This is a genomic window from Streptomyces sp. NPDC048352, from assembly GCF_040651895.1.
Taxonomy (GTDB): Bacteria; Actinomycetota; Actinomycetes; order Streptomycetales; family Streptomycetaceae; genus Streptomyces.
Genome location: NZ_JBEZKZ010000015.1, coordinates 24,765 through 38,100 on the forward strand (window position 1 = coordinate 24,765; position 13,336 = coordinate 38,100).

13 protein-coding genes are annotated in these 13,336 nt (G+C 75.3%); 8 read left to right on the top strand and 5 right to left on the bottom strand.

From position 1 onward, the window contains the following. The first annotated feature begins 14 nt into the window (after nucleotides 1-14). From AB0D45_RS10975 to AB0D45_RS10985, 3 genes are read left to right on the top strand one after another with little or no spacing between them, the layout of a single operon-like run. Nucleotides 15-785, top strand: coding sequence for a 5-oxoprolinase subunit PxpA (locus AB0D45_RS10975; RefSeq protein ID WP_362457238.1), 771 nt, complete (start codon nucleotides 15-17; stop codon nucleotides 783-785). Next, nucleotides 782-1,399: an allophanate hydrolase subunit 1 gene (locus AB0D45_RS10980; protein ID WP_362457115.1), complete on the top strand. Its 618-nt coding sequence runs from the start codon at nucleotides 782-784 to the stop codon at nucleotides 1,397-1,399. Before AB0D45_RS10975 ends, AB0D45_RS10980 begins: the two co-directional genes overlap by 4 nt. Beyond that, on the top strand, nucleotides 1,396-2,262 hold the full coding sequence (locus AB0D45_RS10985) for a biotin-dependent carboxyltransferase family protein (protein ID WP_362457118.1): 867 nt from the start codon (nucleotides 1,396-1,398) through the stop codon (nucleotides 2,260-2,262). The genes AB0D45_RS10980 and AB0D45_RS10985 overlap by 4 nt, the downstream gene beginning before the upstream one ends. An 84-nt stretch (nucleotides 2,263-2,346) precedes the next feature. Here AB0D45_RS10985 and AB0D45_RS10990 read toward each other — a convergent pair whose 3' ends face one another. Next, nucleotides 2,347-3,744, bottom strand: coding sequence for a HEAT repeat domain-containing protein (locus AB0D45_RS10990; RefSeq protein ID WP_362457121.1), 1,398 nt, complete (start codon nucleotides 3,742-3,744; stop codon nucleotides 2,347-2,349). A 343-nt stretch (nucleotides 3,745-4,087) separates the two neighbouring features. Then, nucleotides 4,088-4,489: an ankyrin repeat domain-containing protein gene (locus AB0D45_RS10995; protein ID WP_361608891.1), complete on the bottom strand. Its 402-nt coding sequence runs from the start codon at nucleotides 4,487-4,489 to the stop codon at nucleotides 4,088-4,090. 390 nt (nucleotides 4,490-4,879) lie between these two features. Here AB0D45_RS10995 and AB0D45_RS11000 point away from each other — a divergent pair, with 390 nt between their 5' ends. Together AB0D45_RS11000 and AB0D45_RS11005 are read left to right on the top strand one after the other, a co-directional pair. Beyond that, nucleotides 4,880-5,074, top strand: coding sequence for a hypothetical protein (locus tag AB0D45_RS11000; RefSeq protein ID WP_125605336.1), 195 nt, complete (start codon nucleotides 4,880-4,882; stop codon nucleotides 5,072-5,074). Nucleotides 5,075-5,183: 109 nt separating this feature from the next. Continuing rightward, nucleotides 5,184-6,806 carry a hypothetical protein gene (locus AB0D45_RS11005; RefSeq protein WP_362457124.1) on the top strand — a complete coding sequence of 541 codons (1,623 nt, stop codon included), beginning with the start codon at nucleotides 5,184-5,186 and terminating at the stop codon, nucleotides 6,804-6,806. Between the two features lie 136 nt (nucleotides 6,807-6,942). Here the strand turns inward: AB0D45_RS11005 and AB0D45_RS11010 are convergent, their stop codons facing one another. Continuing rightward, on the bottom strand, nucleotides 6,943-8,445 hold the full coding sequence (locus tag AB0D45_RS11010) for a PLP-dependent aminotransferase family protein (RefSeq protein ID WP_362457127.1): 1,503 nt from the start codon (nucleotides 8,443-8,445) through the stop codon (nucleotides 6,943-6,945). 211 nt (nucleotides 8,446-8,656) lie between these two features. Here AB0D45_RS11010 and AB0D45_RS11015 point away from each other — a divergent pair, with 211 nt between their 5' ends. The 3 genes from AB0D45_RS11015 (at nucleotide 8,657) to AB0D45_RS11025 (ending at nucleotide 11,606) form a co-directional block, all read left to right on the top strand. Then, entirely contained in the window at nucleotides 8,657-9,427 is a 771-nt protein-coding gene (locus tag AB0D45_RS11015) for a glycerophosphodiester phosphodiesterase (protein WP_362457130.1), read from the top strand. 64 nt (nucleotides 9,428-9,491) lie between these two features. After that, nucleotides 9,492-10,874, top strand: a complete 1,383-nt coding sequence (locus AB0D45_RS11020; protein WP_362457133.1) for an MFS transporter — start codon at nucleotides 9,492-9,494, stop codon at nucleotides 10,872-10,874. A gap of 357 nt (nucleotides 10,875-11,231) precedes the next feature. Further along, nucleotides 11,232-11,606 carry an RNA polymerase-binding protein RbpA gene (locus AB0D45_RS11025; protein ID WP_007262928.1) on the top strand — a complete coding sequence of 125 codons (375 nt, stop codon included), beginning with the start codon at nucleotides 11,232-11,234 and terminating at the stop codon, nucleotides 11,604-11,606. A 94-nt stretch (nucleotides 11,607-11,700) separates the two neighbouring features. Here the strand turns inward: AB0D45_RS11025 and fxsA are convergent, their stop codons facing one another. Together fxsA and AB0D45_RS11035 are read right to left on the bottom strand one after the other, a co-directional pair. After that, entirely contained in the window at nucleotides 11,701-12,312 is a 612-nt protein-coding gene (gene fxsA, locus AB0D45_RS11030; protein ID WP_362457136.1) for an FxsA family membrane protein, read from the bottom strand. Nucleotides 12,313-12,404: 92 nt separating this feature from the next. Next, nucleotides 12,405-13,175, bottom strand: coding sequence for a polyprenol monophosphomannose synthase (locus AB0D45_RS11035; protein WP_361603339.1), 771 nt, complete (start codon nucleotides 13,173-13,175; stop codon nucleotides 12,405-12,407). Nucleotides 13,176-13,336 lie beyond the last annotated feature (161 nt).

A 13,336-nucleotide genomic window follows, 5' to 3' on the forward strand; every position in this document is an offset into this window, starting at 1 on the left:
ACCGCATGGTTGCCATGATCACACCCCGGATCGACCTGAACGCCGACCTGGGCGAGGGCTTCGGACGCTGGACGCTGACCGACGACGAGGCGCTGCTGGCGGTGGTCACGAGCGCCAACGTGGCCTGCGGCTTCCACGCCGGGGACCCGTCGATCATGCGCCGGGTCTGCGAACTGGCCGCCGGGCGGGGCGTACGGATCGGTGCGCAGGTCTCGTACCGGGACCTGGCGGGCTTCGGGCGGCGGTCGATGGACGTGCCGCCCGGGGAGCTGGCGGCCGAGGTGGCCTACCAGATCGGGGCGCTGGAGGTGTTCGCTCGGGCGGCCGGGTCCCGGGTGTCGTACGTGAAACCGCACGGCGCGCTGTACAACCGCACCGTCCATGACGCCGGCCAGGCCGCCGCGGTGGTCGCGGGGGTCCGGCTGGCCGCCGGGGAGGCCGGGCTGCCGGTGCTGGGCCTGCCCGGGTCGCTGCTGCTGGCGGCCGCCGCGGAGGCCGGGCTGGAGGCGGTGCCGGAGGCCTTCGCCGACCGGGCGTACACGCCGGCCGGCACGCTGGTGCCGCGCGGGGAGCCGGGGGCGGTGCTGCACGAGCCCGACGCGGTGGTCGGGCGGGCGGTGCGGATGGCCGCCGAGGGGACGGTGAGCGCCGCCGACGGCTCCCCCGTGGCGGTGCCGGCGCGCTCGCTGTGCCTGCACGGGGACACCCCTGGCGCGGCGGGGCTGGCCCGGCGCGTGCGGGAGGCGCTGGAGGGGGCCGGGGTGCGGGTGGAGGCCTTCGCGTGAGGGCGCTGGCGGTGGGCCGGGAGGCGCTGCTGGTCGAGGTGGACTCCGCCGGGGAGGTGGCGGCGCTCCACGCCGAGCTGCTGCGGCGTCGGGACGCGGGCGAGCTGGGCGGCGTACGGGAGGTGGTGCCGGCCGCCCGGACCGTGCTGCTGGACGGCGTACCGGACCCGGACGCGCTGGCGGCGCGGATCGCGCGCTGGGAGGTGCCGCCGCTCGCGGAGGCCGAGGGGCCGCTGGTCACCGTCCCCGTGCGGTACGACGGCCCGGACCTGGCCGTGGCGGCCGGTGCCTGGGGGGTGGCGGAGCGGGAGGTGGCGGAGCTGGTCGGGGGGATCGTCTTCCGGGTCGCCTTCTGCGGGTTCGCGCCCGGCTTCGGCTACCTCACGGGACTTCCGGAGCACCTGTGGCTGCCCCGGCGCGCCACGCCCCGTACGGCGGTCCCGGCGGGCTCGCTGGCCCTGGCGGGCGAGTACGCGGGGGTCTACCCGCGCTCCTCCCCCGGCGGCTGGCAGCTGATCGGCTCGACGGACGCGGTGCTGTGGGATCCCGCGCGGGAGCCGGCGGCGCTGTTCGCGCCCGGGGTGCGGGTCCGGTTCGAGGAGGCGGGCGCGTGAACGGGCTGCTGGTGGAGCGGGCCGGCGCGCTGACCACCGTCCAGGACCTGGGCCGCGCCGGGTACGCCCACCTGGGTGTCCCCCGGTCGGGGGCGCTGGACGCCGGCGCGCACGCCCTGGCCAACCGGCTGCTGGGCAACCCGGCCGGGGCGGCCACCCTGGAGACCACCCTCGACGGGGTCCGGCTGCGGGCCCTGGCCCCGGTGACGGTCGCGGTGACGGGCGCGCCCTGCGCGGTACGCGTCTGCGGGCGCCCGGCGGCCTGGGGTGCGCCGGTGCGGCTGCGCGCGGGGGCGGAGCTGGACGTGGGCCGGGCGGAGCTCGGGGTGCGCAGCTACGTCGCGGTGCGGGGAGGGTTCGCCGCGCCGGTGGTGCTGGGGAGCCGCTCGACGGACCTGCTGTCGGGGCTGGGGCCGCCGCCGCTGTCGGCCGGGGCCGTCCTCGCGGTGGGTGCCCCGGGCCGGGACCCGGTGTCCGCCGCCGACGCGGTGGCCCCGCCGGGGCCGCCGGTCGCCGAGCTGGTGCTCCCGCTGCGGCCGGGCCCTCGGGCGGACTGGTTCACGCCGGCTTCGCGGGCGGCGCTGCTGTCCTCGGCGTACCGGGTGTCCCCGGCGTCCAACCGGATCGGCCTGCGCACGGAGGCCGGCCCGGCGCTGGCCCGGGCACGGGGCGGGGAGCTGCCGAGCGAGGGCATGGTGCTGGGGGCGGTGCAGGTGCCGCCGGACGGGCTTCCGGTGGTCTTCCTGGCCGACCACCCGGTGACGGGCGGCTATCCGGTGGTCGGCGTGGTCCCGCGCGGCCGGGCCCTGGACGCGGCGGCCCAGGCCCGTCCCGGCGTGCGGGTCCGCTTCGTTCCCTGCTGAGGCCCTACCCGCCCGCCGGCCGCGCCGCTCGCGCGACCGGGACGCCGGCGGGCGCGGGGCGGAGCCCCCGGAGGGGGCCCGGGGTCACACCGCCGACTCGGGGGTGATGCGGCTGCGGACGGCCGACTGGACGTCCTCCTCCTCCGCCGGGTCCGCGGCCAGGCGGCGCAGCCGGGGGGCGACCCGGGCGTCGGCCGTCTCGGCGTGCCGGGCGGCCACCTCTCGGGTGGTCTCCTCGCAGTCCCAGAGGCACTCGACGGCGAAGCCCGCCGCGAAGGTGGGGTCGGTGGCGGCCAGTGCGCGGGCGGCGCGCCCGCGCAGGTGGGAGGAGGCCGTCTCGCGGTAGACGTGGCGCAGGACCGGCGCCGCGCAGCCGATGGAGAGCCGGCCCGCGCCGTCGACCAGGGCGAAGAGGCGGATCGAGTCGGGGCCCGAGCCGCGGACGGTGTCGCGCAGGGCCCCCAGGACCAGGCCGGCGTCGTCGGGGCCGCCGCGTGCGGCCAGGAGGGCCGCGGCGGCCGCTCCCAGGGCGTCCGGGCGGTGGACCCACAGCCGGGCCCGTTCGAGGGCGGCGGGGCCGCACATCCGCTCGTACGCGGCCACGGCGGGCTCGTCCCCGGCGGCTTCGATGAGGTCCAGGACGGCCGGGTTCTCCGGTTCGGCCAGGACGAGGTGGTGCAGGGCGGTGGCCCGGGCGGCCTCACCGCCGGCTCCGGCGGCGGCCGCGAGGACGGCGGAGCGGTCCTCGGGGGCGGCCACGGCCGCCAGGCAGCGCGCGGCGGGCACGTGGAGCGGGGTGCCCCGGCGCAGCCCGTCGGCGGCCCAGTCGAAGACGGCCTGGACGCCCCACTCCGGGCGGGGGCCGCTGGGGGTCATCTGGCGCTGCCAGCGGTCGAAGGAGCCCTGCCGGCGGGCGGCGCTCAGGCGTCCCGCGTGGGCGGGCAGCTCCTCCCACAGGGCCCACGGGCGGGGCTCGTAGGCGTCGCGCACGGCGGCGGCCAGCAGCGCCTCGCCCTCGGCGCCGGCGTGGAACCGGGCGAGGACGGGCGCGGCGAGGGACCGCAGTCCCGCGTCGTCGTCGCGCAGGGCGAGCTCGTCGAGGGCCCAGGCCCAGTTGGCCCCGGAGGCGGCGTAGCGGCGCAGCAGCATGAGGGCGTCGTCCCGGCCGTACGAGGCCAGGTGGCCGAGCACGGACAGCGCGAGGCCGGTCCGGTGGTCCTCTTCGTCGAGGAGGTCCTCGGCGCCGAAGAGGTGGGCCTCGATCTCGCCGAGGGGGCCGTCGAGGTCCAGGTAGAGGCGTGCGTAGTACAGGGAGCGGTTCTCGACCTGCCAGTCCTGGCGCGGGTCGCGCAGCACGCACTGGTTGAGGGCCGCGAGGGCCTCCGGCCTGGGTGCGGCGAGGGCGTGCAGCGTGCCGTCGCCGCGGCCCCGCTGGAGGAGCCCGAGCAGGGTGCCGCTCGGCGCTATGACTGGTTCGAACATGGGAATGGCCTCAAATCAAGCTGGGGACGCGACCGGGAATCGGGATTCACAGAGCCGCGTAACAGCATGTGAGGACGTCCGCCGTCTGGTTCCGCTCGATGTAGACCATTGCCTTCTCACTCTCGTCGGTGCTTCGCGTCCGTGCCGGCCGGTGCGGCAGGGGTGGGTGGGGACACACCCTTCGTGTCCAGCCCGACCCTGCCCGTCCGTCATGTCCGCGAATCGAATCCGACGCCATGATGACCCAGGCGGTTTGTGCGCCGCGACCACATTTAAGGGCGCCGTGACCAAGCCGTGAGGTCGCGGGGCCGTCGGGGCCGGGCGCCGCACGGGCGGAAGCGGACTACTTGGCTCCGAAGAGTTCCAGCAGGTCGGCCTTGTTGAACATGCGGGCCGTGTCCACGGCGGAGGGAGTTCCGGCGTGGGGGTCGGCGCCGCCGGCGAGCAACGCGCGGATGACGGCCTCCTCCCCCTTGAAGACGGCGCCCGCGAGGGGGGTCTGGCCGCGGTCGTTGGCGCGGTCCGCCTCGGCGCCGCGCTCCAGCAGGACGGTGACGGCCTCGGCGTGGCCGTGGTAGGCGGCGAGCATGACGAGGGTGTCGCCGCGGTCGTTGGTGAGGTTCGCCGGGACCCCGGCGTCCAGGTAGGCGGCCAGCATCGCGGCCTCACCCTGACGGGCGAGGTCGAAGATCTTGCCGGCCAGTTCGATGACGTCCTCGTCGGGGGCGTCCTGGTGCTCGCTCATCGGTCGTACCGCCTTTCGGTCTCCGGCTCGTCGGCACGCCGCCGTCGGCGCGCCACCCGGTGCGCCGCTCGCGCCCCGCCGCTTCCACCAGGAGTTTCCCCAGGCCGGGAGGGCAGGGCGGCGCACGGCACTGCATCCGTACGGGTGAATCGCCAGGGTAGCGCCCGTGCGAGGACATGACGGGGGCGGTCCGAGGCAAGGATGCCGGGCGACGGCGCGCCCGCACCGCGGGGTGACGGCGGCGCCAGTCAGAAGCGGCCGGTCAAGTGAAAAAAGACAGTATTCACCCGGATGCACCTTTTATCGCATTGATACTTCCTGTGAGCCTGGAACAACTGATGGTGATCGTTACCACCCACCAGGAGCCTCGACTCGTCAGGAGAACGTCACATGGTCCTGTCCATCTCAGGTGTCGTCCTGCTCGGCATCATCTGCTTCCTGTTCTTCAAGAAGGACGGGATGAAGCTCACGCACGCGTTCGTCTGCGGGCTCTTCGGCTTCTTCCTCGCCGGCTCCGCGATCGCCCCGAGCATCACGGCCAGTACGGCCAGCCTGGCGAGCCTGCTCGGCGGGATCAAGCTCTAGGCCCACCGCGATCAGGCCCGCGGCCCCGTCCCCCGGGTTCCGGCCCGTCCCGCAGCGCCCGGGCCCTGACGCCACCGTTCCCGCACCACCACGACTCCAGGAGACGACCGTGGCCCGGCGCCCCCTCCCCCGCATCCTCACCAGCGGCACCGCGTCGCTCACCCGGGGCCGCGACCTCGCACGCACGGCTGCCGACAGCGCCACCGACGTCCTGCATCCGCTCATCGTCATCGGGCGGGGCCTGCGCGTCCTGGCCTCCTCGGCGCGGCGCACGTGGGCCGCGACCCCCAAGGAGCGGCGCGGTCCGGCGTTCTTCCTCGGGGCCGCCTGCGTCCTCGTGGTCGCGATCGTCCCCTACGGCCCCCTCGCCGCCCTGCTCACCCTCATGGCGGCCGCCGCCTGGCACGGACGGGACCGCACCCCGGCCACGTCCGGGCCCGGCGAAGCCGAGGCCGAGCGGCTCCGCTCGCTGTACGAGGCCCTCGTGCCGTACTTCTCCGCCCCGGAGGACCCGAGCCCGCTGTTCACCCACGGCGGTGCCTGGGAGGAGGCCTTCAGCGGCTACGAGTTCGACGCGGCGGGCCGGGTCAGCCGGCTGCTGATCCGCTACCCCGCCTACTTCACGGACGGCGAGAGCGCCTCGCGCGCCCGGATCGAGGCCCTGCTGCACGCCAAGGCCGGGCGCGGCCGGGAGTACCGCTTCGACTGGGACGAGGAGGGCAACCAGCTGGAGCTGCGGGTGCTCGCCCCGCTGCCCGCGGACATCGCCGCCCAGCCGTACGTGACCTCCCCGGGCGAGATCGTCCTCGGCTTCACCGACCCCGGCGGCGTGCAGCGCACCCTGCCGGTCCTGGAGGGGGAGGAGCGGTCCGACGTACCGCCCGTGATCTGGCGGACCGGCCCCCGCTCCGGCGAACCGCACCTGCTGGCCGTCGGCCAGCCCGGCAGCGGCACCTCCACCCTGCTGCGCTCGATCGCCCTCCAGGCCCTGCGGGACGGCGGCGACGTGATGATCGTCGAGGGCGGCGGCAGCGGCGAGTACGCCTGCCTGACCGGCCGCGCCGGCGTCCTCGCCGTCGAGTGCGGCCCCGGCGGGGCGCTGGCCACCGTCGAGTGGGCGGCGCAGGAGACCGAGCGGCGCCTGATCGCCACGCACCGGGCCCGCGAGGCGGGCCGCCCCGCACCCGAGGACTCCCGGCGCCCGCTGTGGGTCCTGCTGGACCGGCCCAGCGTGCTCGCGCACCTGGCGGCCGCCGACGGCCGGCCCGATCCCCTCGCCCCGCTCCAGGTACCGCTGCGGCACGGGCGCGCCGCGCACGTCACGGTGGTCGTGGCCGAGCACTTCGACCACCTCGAACTGCTGAACGACGCCGTCTGGCAGCACACCCGCGCCCGGGTCGTCCTCGGCCCCGCCCCCGTCCAGCAGGTCGCCGACGTGCTGGGGCTGCCCCCGCACACCACCCCGCCCCCGCAGCTGCCGCCGGGCCGGGGGTACGCGCGGCTCGGGACGGGGCCCGTGCACCGCCTCCAGGTGCCGGCCACGCCGGACCCGTACGACGACGCCGCGCACCCCGCCCACCGGCAGGCGGTACGCGAGCAGCTGCCCGAGCGGCAGGCGCCGGGGCAGGGCGGCGACGGCCCGGCGGTCCCGGGCAGGGCGCTCCAGGTCCGGCCCCAGCCCTCCTCGGCGGACGCCCCGCAGTCGCCGGAGGTCCCGGCGGAGGCGCCGTAGGCGGCCCGGCGGGTCTCGGGTCCGGGCGTACCGGGCGCCCCAGGGGGCCCCGGCGCCCGGCCCGGCTCGGCGACGACCCGGATGGGGCGCAGGACGCCGTCGGAGCGCCGCAGCCACCGGGATCCGTACGGGGGGGCTACGCCACGAACGTGCGCGGCGGCTCCGCCCCGCTGCCGCCCGCCCCCGTGGCGACCATGCGGGCCGCCGCCGCCAGCCGGGCGGCGGCCTCCTCGGCCACCGGCCCGCCCACCGTGAACGGGAGCCGGACGTAGCCCTCGAAGGCCCCGTCCACGCCGAACCGGGGGCCCGAGGGGACGCGGACGCCGACCCGCTCGCCCACCTCGGCCAGCCGCGACCCGGACAGGCCGCCGGCCCGGGCCCACAGGGTCAGCCCGCCGCGCGGCACCTCGAACTCCCAGTCCGGCAGTTCCCGGCGCACCGCCGCGACGAGGGCGTCCCGGTTCTCGCGGGCCTGCTCGCGGCGCATGCCGACGGCCTCCGCCCAGCCGCCCGTCCGCATCAGCCAGTTCACCGCGAGCTGCTCCAGCACCGGGGTGCCGAGGTCCGCGTACGCCCGCGCCGCGACCAGGCTGCGGATGACGTCGGGGGCGGCCCGGACCCAGCCGATCCGCATGCCCGCCCAGAAGGCCTTGCTGGCGGAGCCGACGGTGATCACCGTCGATCCGGCCGGGTCGAAGGAGCAGACCGGGCGCGGCATGTCGAGCTCCGGGTCCAGCCGGAGTTCGGCCATGGTCTCGTCGGCGATCAGCACGGTGCCGGCGGACCGGGCCGCCTCGACCATCGCCCGGCGCCTGTCCTCCGAGGCCAGGGCCCCGGTCGGGTTGTGGAAGTCGGCGACGACATAGGCGAGGCGCGGGGCCGAGTCGCGCAGCACCTGCCGCCAGACGTCCATGTCCCAGCCGCTGAGCCCCGGGCCCATCGCCACGGGCACGAGGCGGGCCTCGGCCGCGCGCATCAGCTGGAGGATGTTGGCGTAGGAGGGGGACTCGACGGCGATCCGCTCGCCCCGGCCCGCGAAGAGGCTGCAGATGGCGTCGATGGCGCCCATGGCCCCGGTCGTGACCATGATCTGCTCGGGCATGGTCGGGATGCCCCGCTCGGTGTAGCGGTCGGCGAGCATCCGGCGCAGCGCAGGCAGCCCGGCGGGGTAGTCCCCGTGGGTGTGCGCGTAGGGCGGGAGTTCCTCCAGGGCGCCCTGGACGGCCTTGGTCAGCCAGGGCTCCGGGGCCGGGAGGGCGGCGCAGCCGAGGTCGATCATGGAACCGAGGGATTCCGGCGGCAGGGGTTCCAGCCCGCGGGCGGGGAGCGGGTTCCCGGCCGGTACGGAGGTCCAGCTGCCCGCGCCCCGGCGGGATTCGAGGAAACCCTCGCCGCGCAGGGCCTCGTAGGCGGCGGCGACGGTGGTGCGGCTGAGGGACAGGGCGACGGCCAGTTCCCGCTCGGCGGGCAGCCGGGCGGCCACCGGGACGCGGCCCTCGAGGACGAGCAGCCGGATGCCGTCGGCCAGGGTGCGGTACGCGGGCGCCTTGCGGGCGCCGGGCGGCGCGGGCCGGTCCTGCTGGGAGCCGATGAGCCGGGCGAGCTGCGCGGCACCGACCGCTGAGGTCCACTGAGCCATGGCGTCCGGTCCACCTTCGTCGAATTGGCCTCGGCGTGCGGGGGCCGGGGCCGGCATTGGATTGACTGCGCGGCCCCAGAGTGTCATGGAGCGGTCCACGGGGGCCAGGGGGGACCACACGGGTGTTCCGGGGCCGCCCGTTCACCAGCCGGCCGCTTCGCCGCTCCCGTGCCGCTCCCTTTTCCCGGGAGGCAGCGGGCATACTGCCGCCGTGACTGACGTACGCCTCCGGCACCCCTACCTGGACCACCCGGCTCCGATCCCCTTCGCCCACCGGGGCGGGGCCGCGGACGGCCTGGAGAACACCGCGGCCGCCTTCCGCGGGGCCGCCGCCGCCGGCTACCGGTACTTCGAGACCGATGTGCACGCGACGGCCGACGGGAAGCTGGTGGCCTTCCACGACGCCACCCTGGACCGGGTCACCGACATGCGGGGCCGGATCCGGGAGCTGTCGTGGAGCCGGGTGCGCGAGGCGCGGGTGGCGGGGACTGAGCCGCTGGCCCTGTTCGAGGACCTGCTGGAGGAGTTCCCCGACGCCCGCTGGAACGTGGACCTCAAGGACGAGTCGGCCCTGTACCCGCTGGTGAACCTGATCGCCCGGGCGGGCGTGTGGGACCGGGTGTGCGTGGGGTCCTTCTCGGAGGGCCGGGTGGCCCGGGCCCACAAGATCGCCGGGCCGCGGCTGGCGACCTCGTACGGGGTGCGCGGCGTGGTCGGGCTGCGGCTGCGTTCCTTCGCGATCCCCGCGGCCCTGCGGGCGGGCGCGGTGGCGGCGCAGGTCCCGGAGGCGCAGGGGGGCATCCGGGTGGTCGACCGGCGCTTCGTACGGACCGCGCACGACCGGGGGCTCCAGGTGCACGTGTGGACCGTGAACGAACCGCAACGGATGGAGGCTCTCCTCGACCTGGGTGTCGATGGCATCATGACCGACCGGATCGACATCTTGCGCACGGTGCTGGACCGGCGCGGCGCCTGGGCCTGACACCGCCCCCGGCCCCCGCGCGGTCCGGGACCGTGCGGTACGGGGACCAGCGAGGGGGCTCTCGGTGAGCGCGCAGACAACGGACGGGGCGGAGCCCGGGGCCGAGGACGGCAGACCGTCCGCGGAGGCGGCGGCCGCACGCAGGCGCGAACAGCGCGGCTGGTACTTCTACGACTTCGCCGTGTCCGTGTACTCGGCGAGCGTGCTCACGGTCTTCCTCGGCCCGTACCTGACCTCGGTGGCGAAGGCCGCCGCGGACGCCGAGGGCTACGTCCACCCGCTGGGCATCCCCGTGCGGGCCGGGTCCTTCTTCGCGTACGCGGTCTCGGCGTCGGTGATCCTCGCCGTGCTGCTCATGCCGCTGGCGGGCGCGGTCGCGGACCGGACCGGACGCAAGAAGCCGCTGCTGGCGGTGGCCGCGTACACCGGCGCCACGGCGACAGCCGGGATGTTCTTCCTGGGCGGCGAGCGCTACCTGCTGGGCGGTTTCCTGCTGATCGTCGCGAACGCGGCCCTGTCCGTGTCGATGGTCCTCTACAACGCCTACCTCCCGCAGATCTCGACGCCCGACGAGCGGGACACCGTCTCCTCCCGGGGCTGGGCCTTCGGCTACACCGCCGGCTCGCTGATGCTGGTGATGAACCTCGCGCTCTACCTGGGCCACGACTCCTTCGGCCTCTCCGAGAGCGAGGCCGTACGCGTCTGCCTGGCCTCGGCCGGCCTGTGGTGGGGGGCCTTCGCGCTGATCCCGCTGCGCCGGCTGCGGGACCGGTCGGTGGTCCGGGAGGCGGGCGGCGCCCCGGCGGTCAGCGGCTGGAAGCAGCTGGTGGCCACGTTCAAGGACATGCGGCGCTACCCGCTGACCCTGTCGTTCCTGCTCGCGTACCTGATCTACAACGACGGCGTGCAGACGGTGATCTCCCAGGCCTCGGTCTACGGCTCGGAGGAGCTGGAGCTGGACCAGTCCACGCTCATCGGCGCGGTGCTGCTCGTCCAGGTGCTGGCGGTGGCGGGCGCCCTGGCGATGGGCCGGCTGGCGCGGGTGTACGGGGCGAAGCGGACGATCCTCGGTTCGCTGGCCGCCTGGGCGCTGACCCTGGCGGCCGGCTACTTCCTGCCCGCCAGGACGCCGGTGTGGTTCTACGCGCTCGCCGCGATGATCGGGCTGGTGCTGGGCGGCAGCCAGGCGCTGTCGCGCTCGCTGTTCTCGCACCTGGTGCCGGCGGGCAAGGAGGCCGAGTACTTCTCGGCGTACGAGATGAGCGACCGCGGGCTGAGCTGGGTCGGGCCGCTGGTCTTCGGCCTGACCTACCAGGTCACGGGCAGCTACCGCGACGCGATCATCTCGTTGGTGGTCTTCTTCGCACTGGGTTTCGTGCTGCTCGCGCGGGTGCCGGTGCGGCGCGCGGTGGAGGCGGCGGGCAATCCTGTTCCCGTACGCCTCTGAAGCGCGGATCCGGGCCCGGCCGGGCCCGGATCCGGCCCGCCCGCCGCCCGTCGGCCACCCGTCGGCCAACCGGACCCACGAACGAATTCCGAACGAATTTCGACGTTGCGGCAAAGGGCCGGTAGTGTACGCCTTTGGCCTGCCAGGCGGACCGTTACTGCGCGCTTAAGAAGTGTGGACGTTGGGTGACATCTGCTGCCAGATGTGACAAAACGGGCACTGGTGGGTACAACAAGGGGCGGCACGACGGGCGACGCGTGACCCGGAGCGGGAATCTATACCGCCGACCGGACGTTGACCGGATGACGACGACAGCGACACCTGTCCTGTGGGCGACAAGCCCGGGAGGCACGATTCATGAGTGAGCGAGCTCTCCGCGGTACGCGGCTCGTGGTTACCAGCTACGAGACGGACCGCGGCATCGATCTGGCCCCGCGCCAGGCGGTGGAGTACGCATGCCAGAACGGACATCGATTTGAGATGCCGTTCTCGGTTGAGGCAGAGATTCCGCCGGAGTGGGAGTGCAAGGCGTGCGGCGCCATGGCACTCCTGGTGGACGGGGACGGGCCCGAAGAGAAGAAGGGCAAGCCCGCGCGAACGCACTGGGACATGCTCATGGAGCGGCGCACCCGCGAGGAACTGGAGGAAGTGCTGGCCGAGAGGCTGGCGGTCCTGCGTTCCGGCGCCATGAACATCGCCGTGCATCCGCGCGACAGCCGCAAGTCCGCCTGACCGCGGGCACAGCGCACAAGCCGAGGGGCCCCGCCACGACATGTGGCGGGGCCCCTCGGCGTTCCCGGCCCTTCCGCTGAGCCGGCGTGACGGGTTACGGGGCCAGCGGGGGCCGGTAGCCGGTGCCGGGGCCCGGGCGCTGCTCGGGCCGGTCCTCGCGGATGACCTCTCCCTGGACGACCTTGCCGTCGGGGTGGTGGATGCGGGCCTGCGTGAAGGCGTCGCCGAAGCCGCCCGGGGCGGCCGCCGCGATCTTCCGCTCCAGGGTGCGCCCGGCCCGCCGGCCCGCGAAGGCCCGTACGGGCGGCAGCAGCAGGAGCAGGCCGGCCAGGTCGGAGAGCAGTCCGGGCATGATCAGCAGCAGCCCGGCGAGCATGGTCATGGCGTTGCCGGAGCCCTTCGCGGGCTGCGGGGCGGCCGGTATGCCGCCCCCCATCGCCTGGTCCCGGGCCTGCTCGAAGCTGCGGGTGAGGTTCTTGAAGGCCCGGCGCCCGGCGCGCTTGATGACCACCACGCCGAGGGCCAGCCCGCCCGCGAGCAGCGCCGCGACGGTGAACCCGCCGGCCGCCCCGGCGACCAGGCCGAGCAGCCAGATCTCCAGGACCAGCCAGGCGGCGACCGCCAGGGGGATGAGGGTACGGGCGCGCGAGCGCTGCCGGGAGGCCGTCGATGTGCCGGTCCTCGGGGAACCAGTGCCGGTCGTCATACCCCCAGTGTGCCCGGACCCCCGTAAAAGCGGGCTCAGCCGGAGGTACCGGGCGTCCCCTAGGGGTCGGGGCGGGGCGTGGGCGGCTCCGGCTACCGGGCGGAGGTGCCTCCGGTGAGCTTGGCCGCGCGCTCCTTCAGGCCCCACTGGGTGACCCGCCACAGGGCCTCGACCACGATGTCCTTGCTCATCTTGCTGTCGCCGAGTTCGCGCTCGACGAAGGTGATGGGCACCTCCACCACGCGGAAGCCCTTGCGGACGGCCCTGCGGGCCAGGTCCACCTGGAAGCAGTAGCCCGCCGAGGCGACCTCGTCGAGGCCGAGCCCCTCCAGGGTCTCGCGGCGGAAGGCGCGGTAGCCGCCGGTCACGTCGCGGATCGGGACGTCGAGCATCAGCCGGGAGTACGTGGATCCGCCGCGGGAGAGGAACTCGCGGCTCTTGGGCCAGTTGACGACGCGGCCGCCCGGCACCCAGCGGGAGCCGAGCACCAGGTCCGCGCCGCCCAGCGCGGTGAGCAGCCGGGGCAGCTCCTCCGGCTGGTGGGAGCCGTCGGCGTCCATCTCGACGATGACGCCGTAGCCCTGCTCCAGGCCCCAGGCGAAGCCCGCCAGGTAGGCGGCGCCGAGGCCCTCCTTGCCCTTGCGGTGCAGGACGTGGATGTGGTCGTCGGCGGCCGCGAGCTCGTCGGCGAGCTTGCCGGTGCCGTCGGGGCTGTTGTCGTCCGCGACCAGGATGTGCGCCTCGGGGACCGCGGCGCGGACGCGGCCGGTGATCAGGCCGATGTTCTCGGCCTCGTTGTACGTCGGAATGATCACCAGGGTGGTGCCGAGCGGCCCGTAGGTCCGCTGTCCGCCGTCGCTCACTGGGTCCCCTTGTGTGTTCTTCGTACATCCCGTCACAACAGGACGATTTTAGAACAGCCGGCGACCGGGACCGGCGGCCCTTCGGGCCGGACCGGCTCCCGCTGGCTGCGGGCCGCCGTGACCGTTGTCTACTGGGCCGCCGGGCCCGATCCGGGGCCACC

Coding starts and splice junctions, on each gene's coding strand:
- AB0D45_RS10975 (WP_362457238.1), top strand. CDS start 15: ATGATCACACCCCGGATCGACCTGAACGCCGACCTGGGCGAGGGCTTC.
- AB0D45_RS10990 (WP_362457121.1), bottom strand. CDS start 3,744: ATGTTCGAACCAGTCATAGCGCCGAGCGGCACCCTGCTCGGGCTCCTC.
- AB0D45_RS10995 (WP_361608891.1), bottom strand. CDS start 4,489: ATGAGCGAGCACCAGGACGCCCCCGACGAGGACGTCATCGAACTGGCC.
- AB0D45_RS11000 (WP_125605336.1), top strand. CDS start 4,880: ATGGTCCTGTCCATCTCAGGTGTCGTCCTGCTCGGCATCATCTGCTTC.
- AB0D45_RS11010 (WP_362457127.1), bottom strand. CDS start 8,445: ATGGCTCAGTGGACCTCAGCGGTCGGTGCCGCGCAGCTCGCCCGGCTC.
- AB0D45_RS11025 (WP_007262928.1), top strand. CDS start 11,232: ATGAGTGAGCGAGCTCTCCGCGGTACGCGGCTCGTGGTTACCAGCTAC.
- fxsA (WP_362457136.1), bottom strand. CDS start 12,312: ATGACGACCGGCACTGGTTCCCCGAGGACCGGCACATCGACGGCCTCC.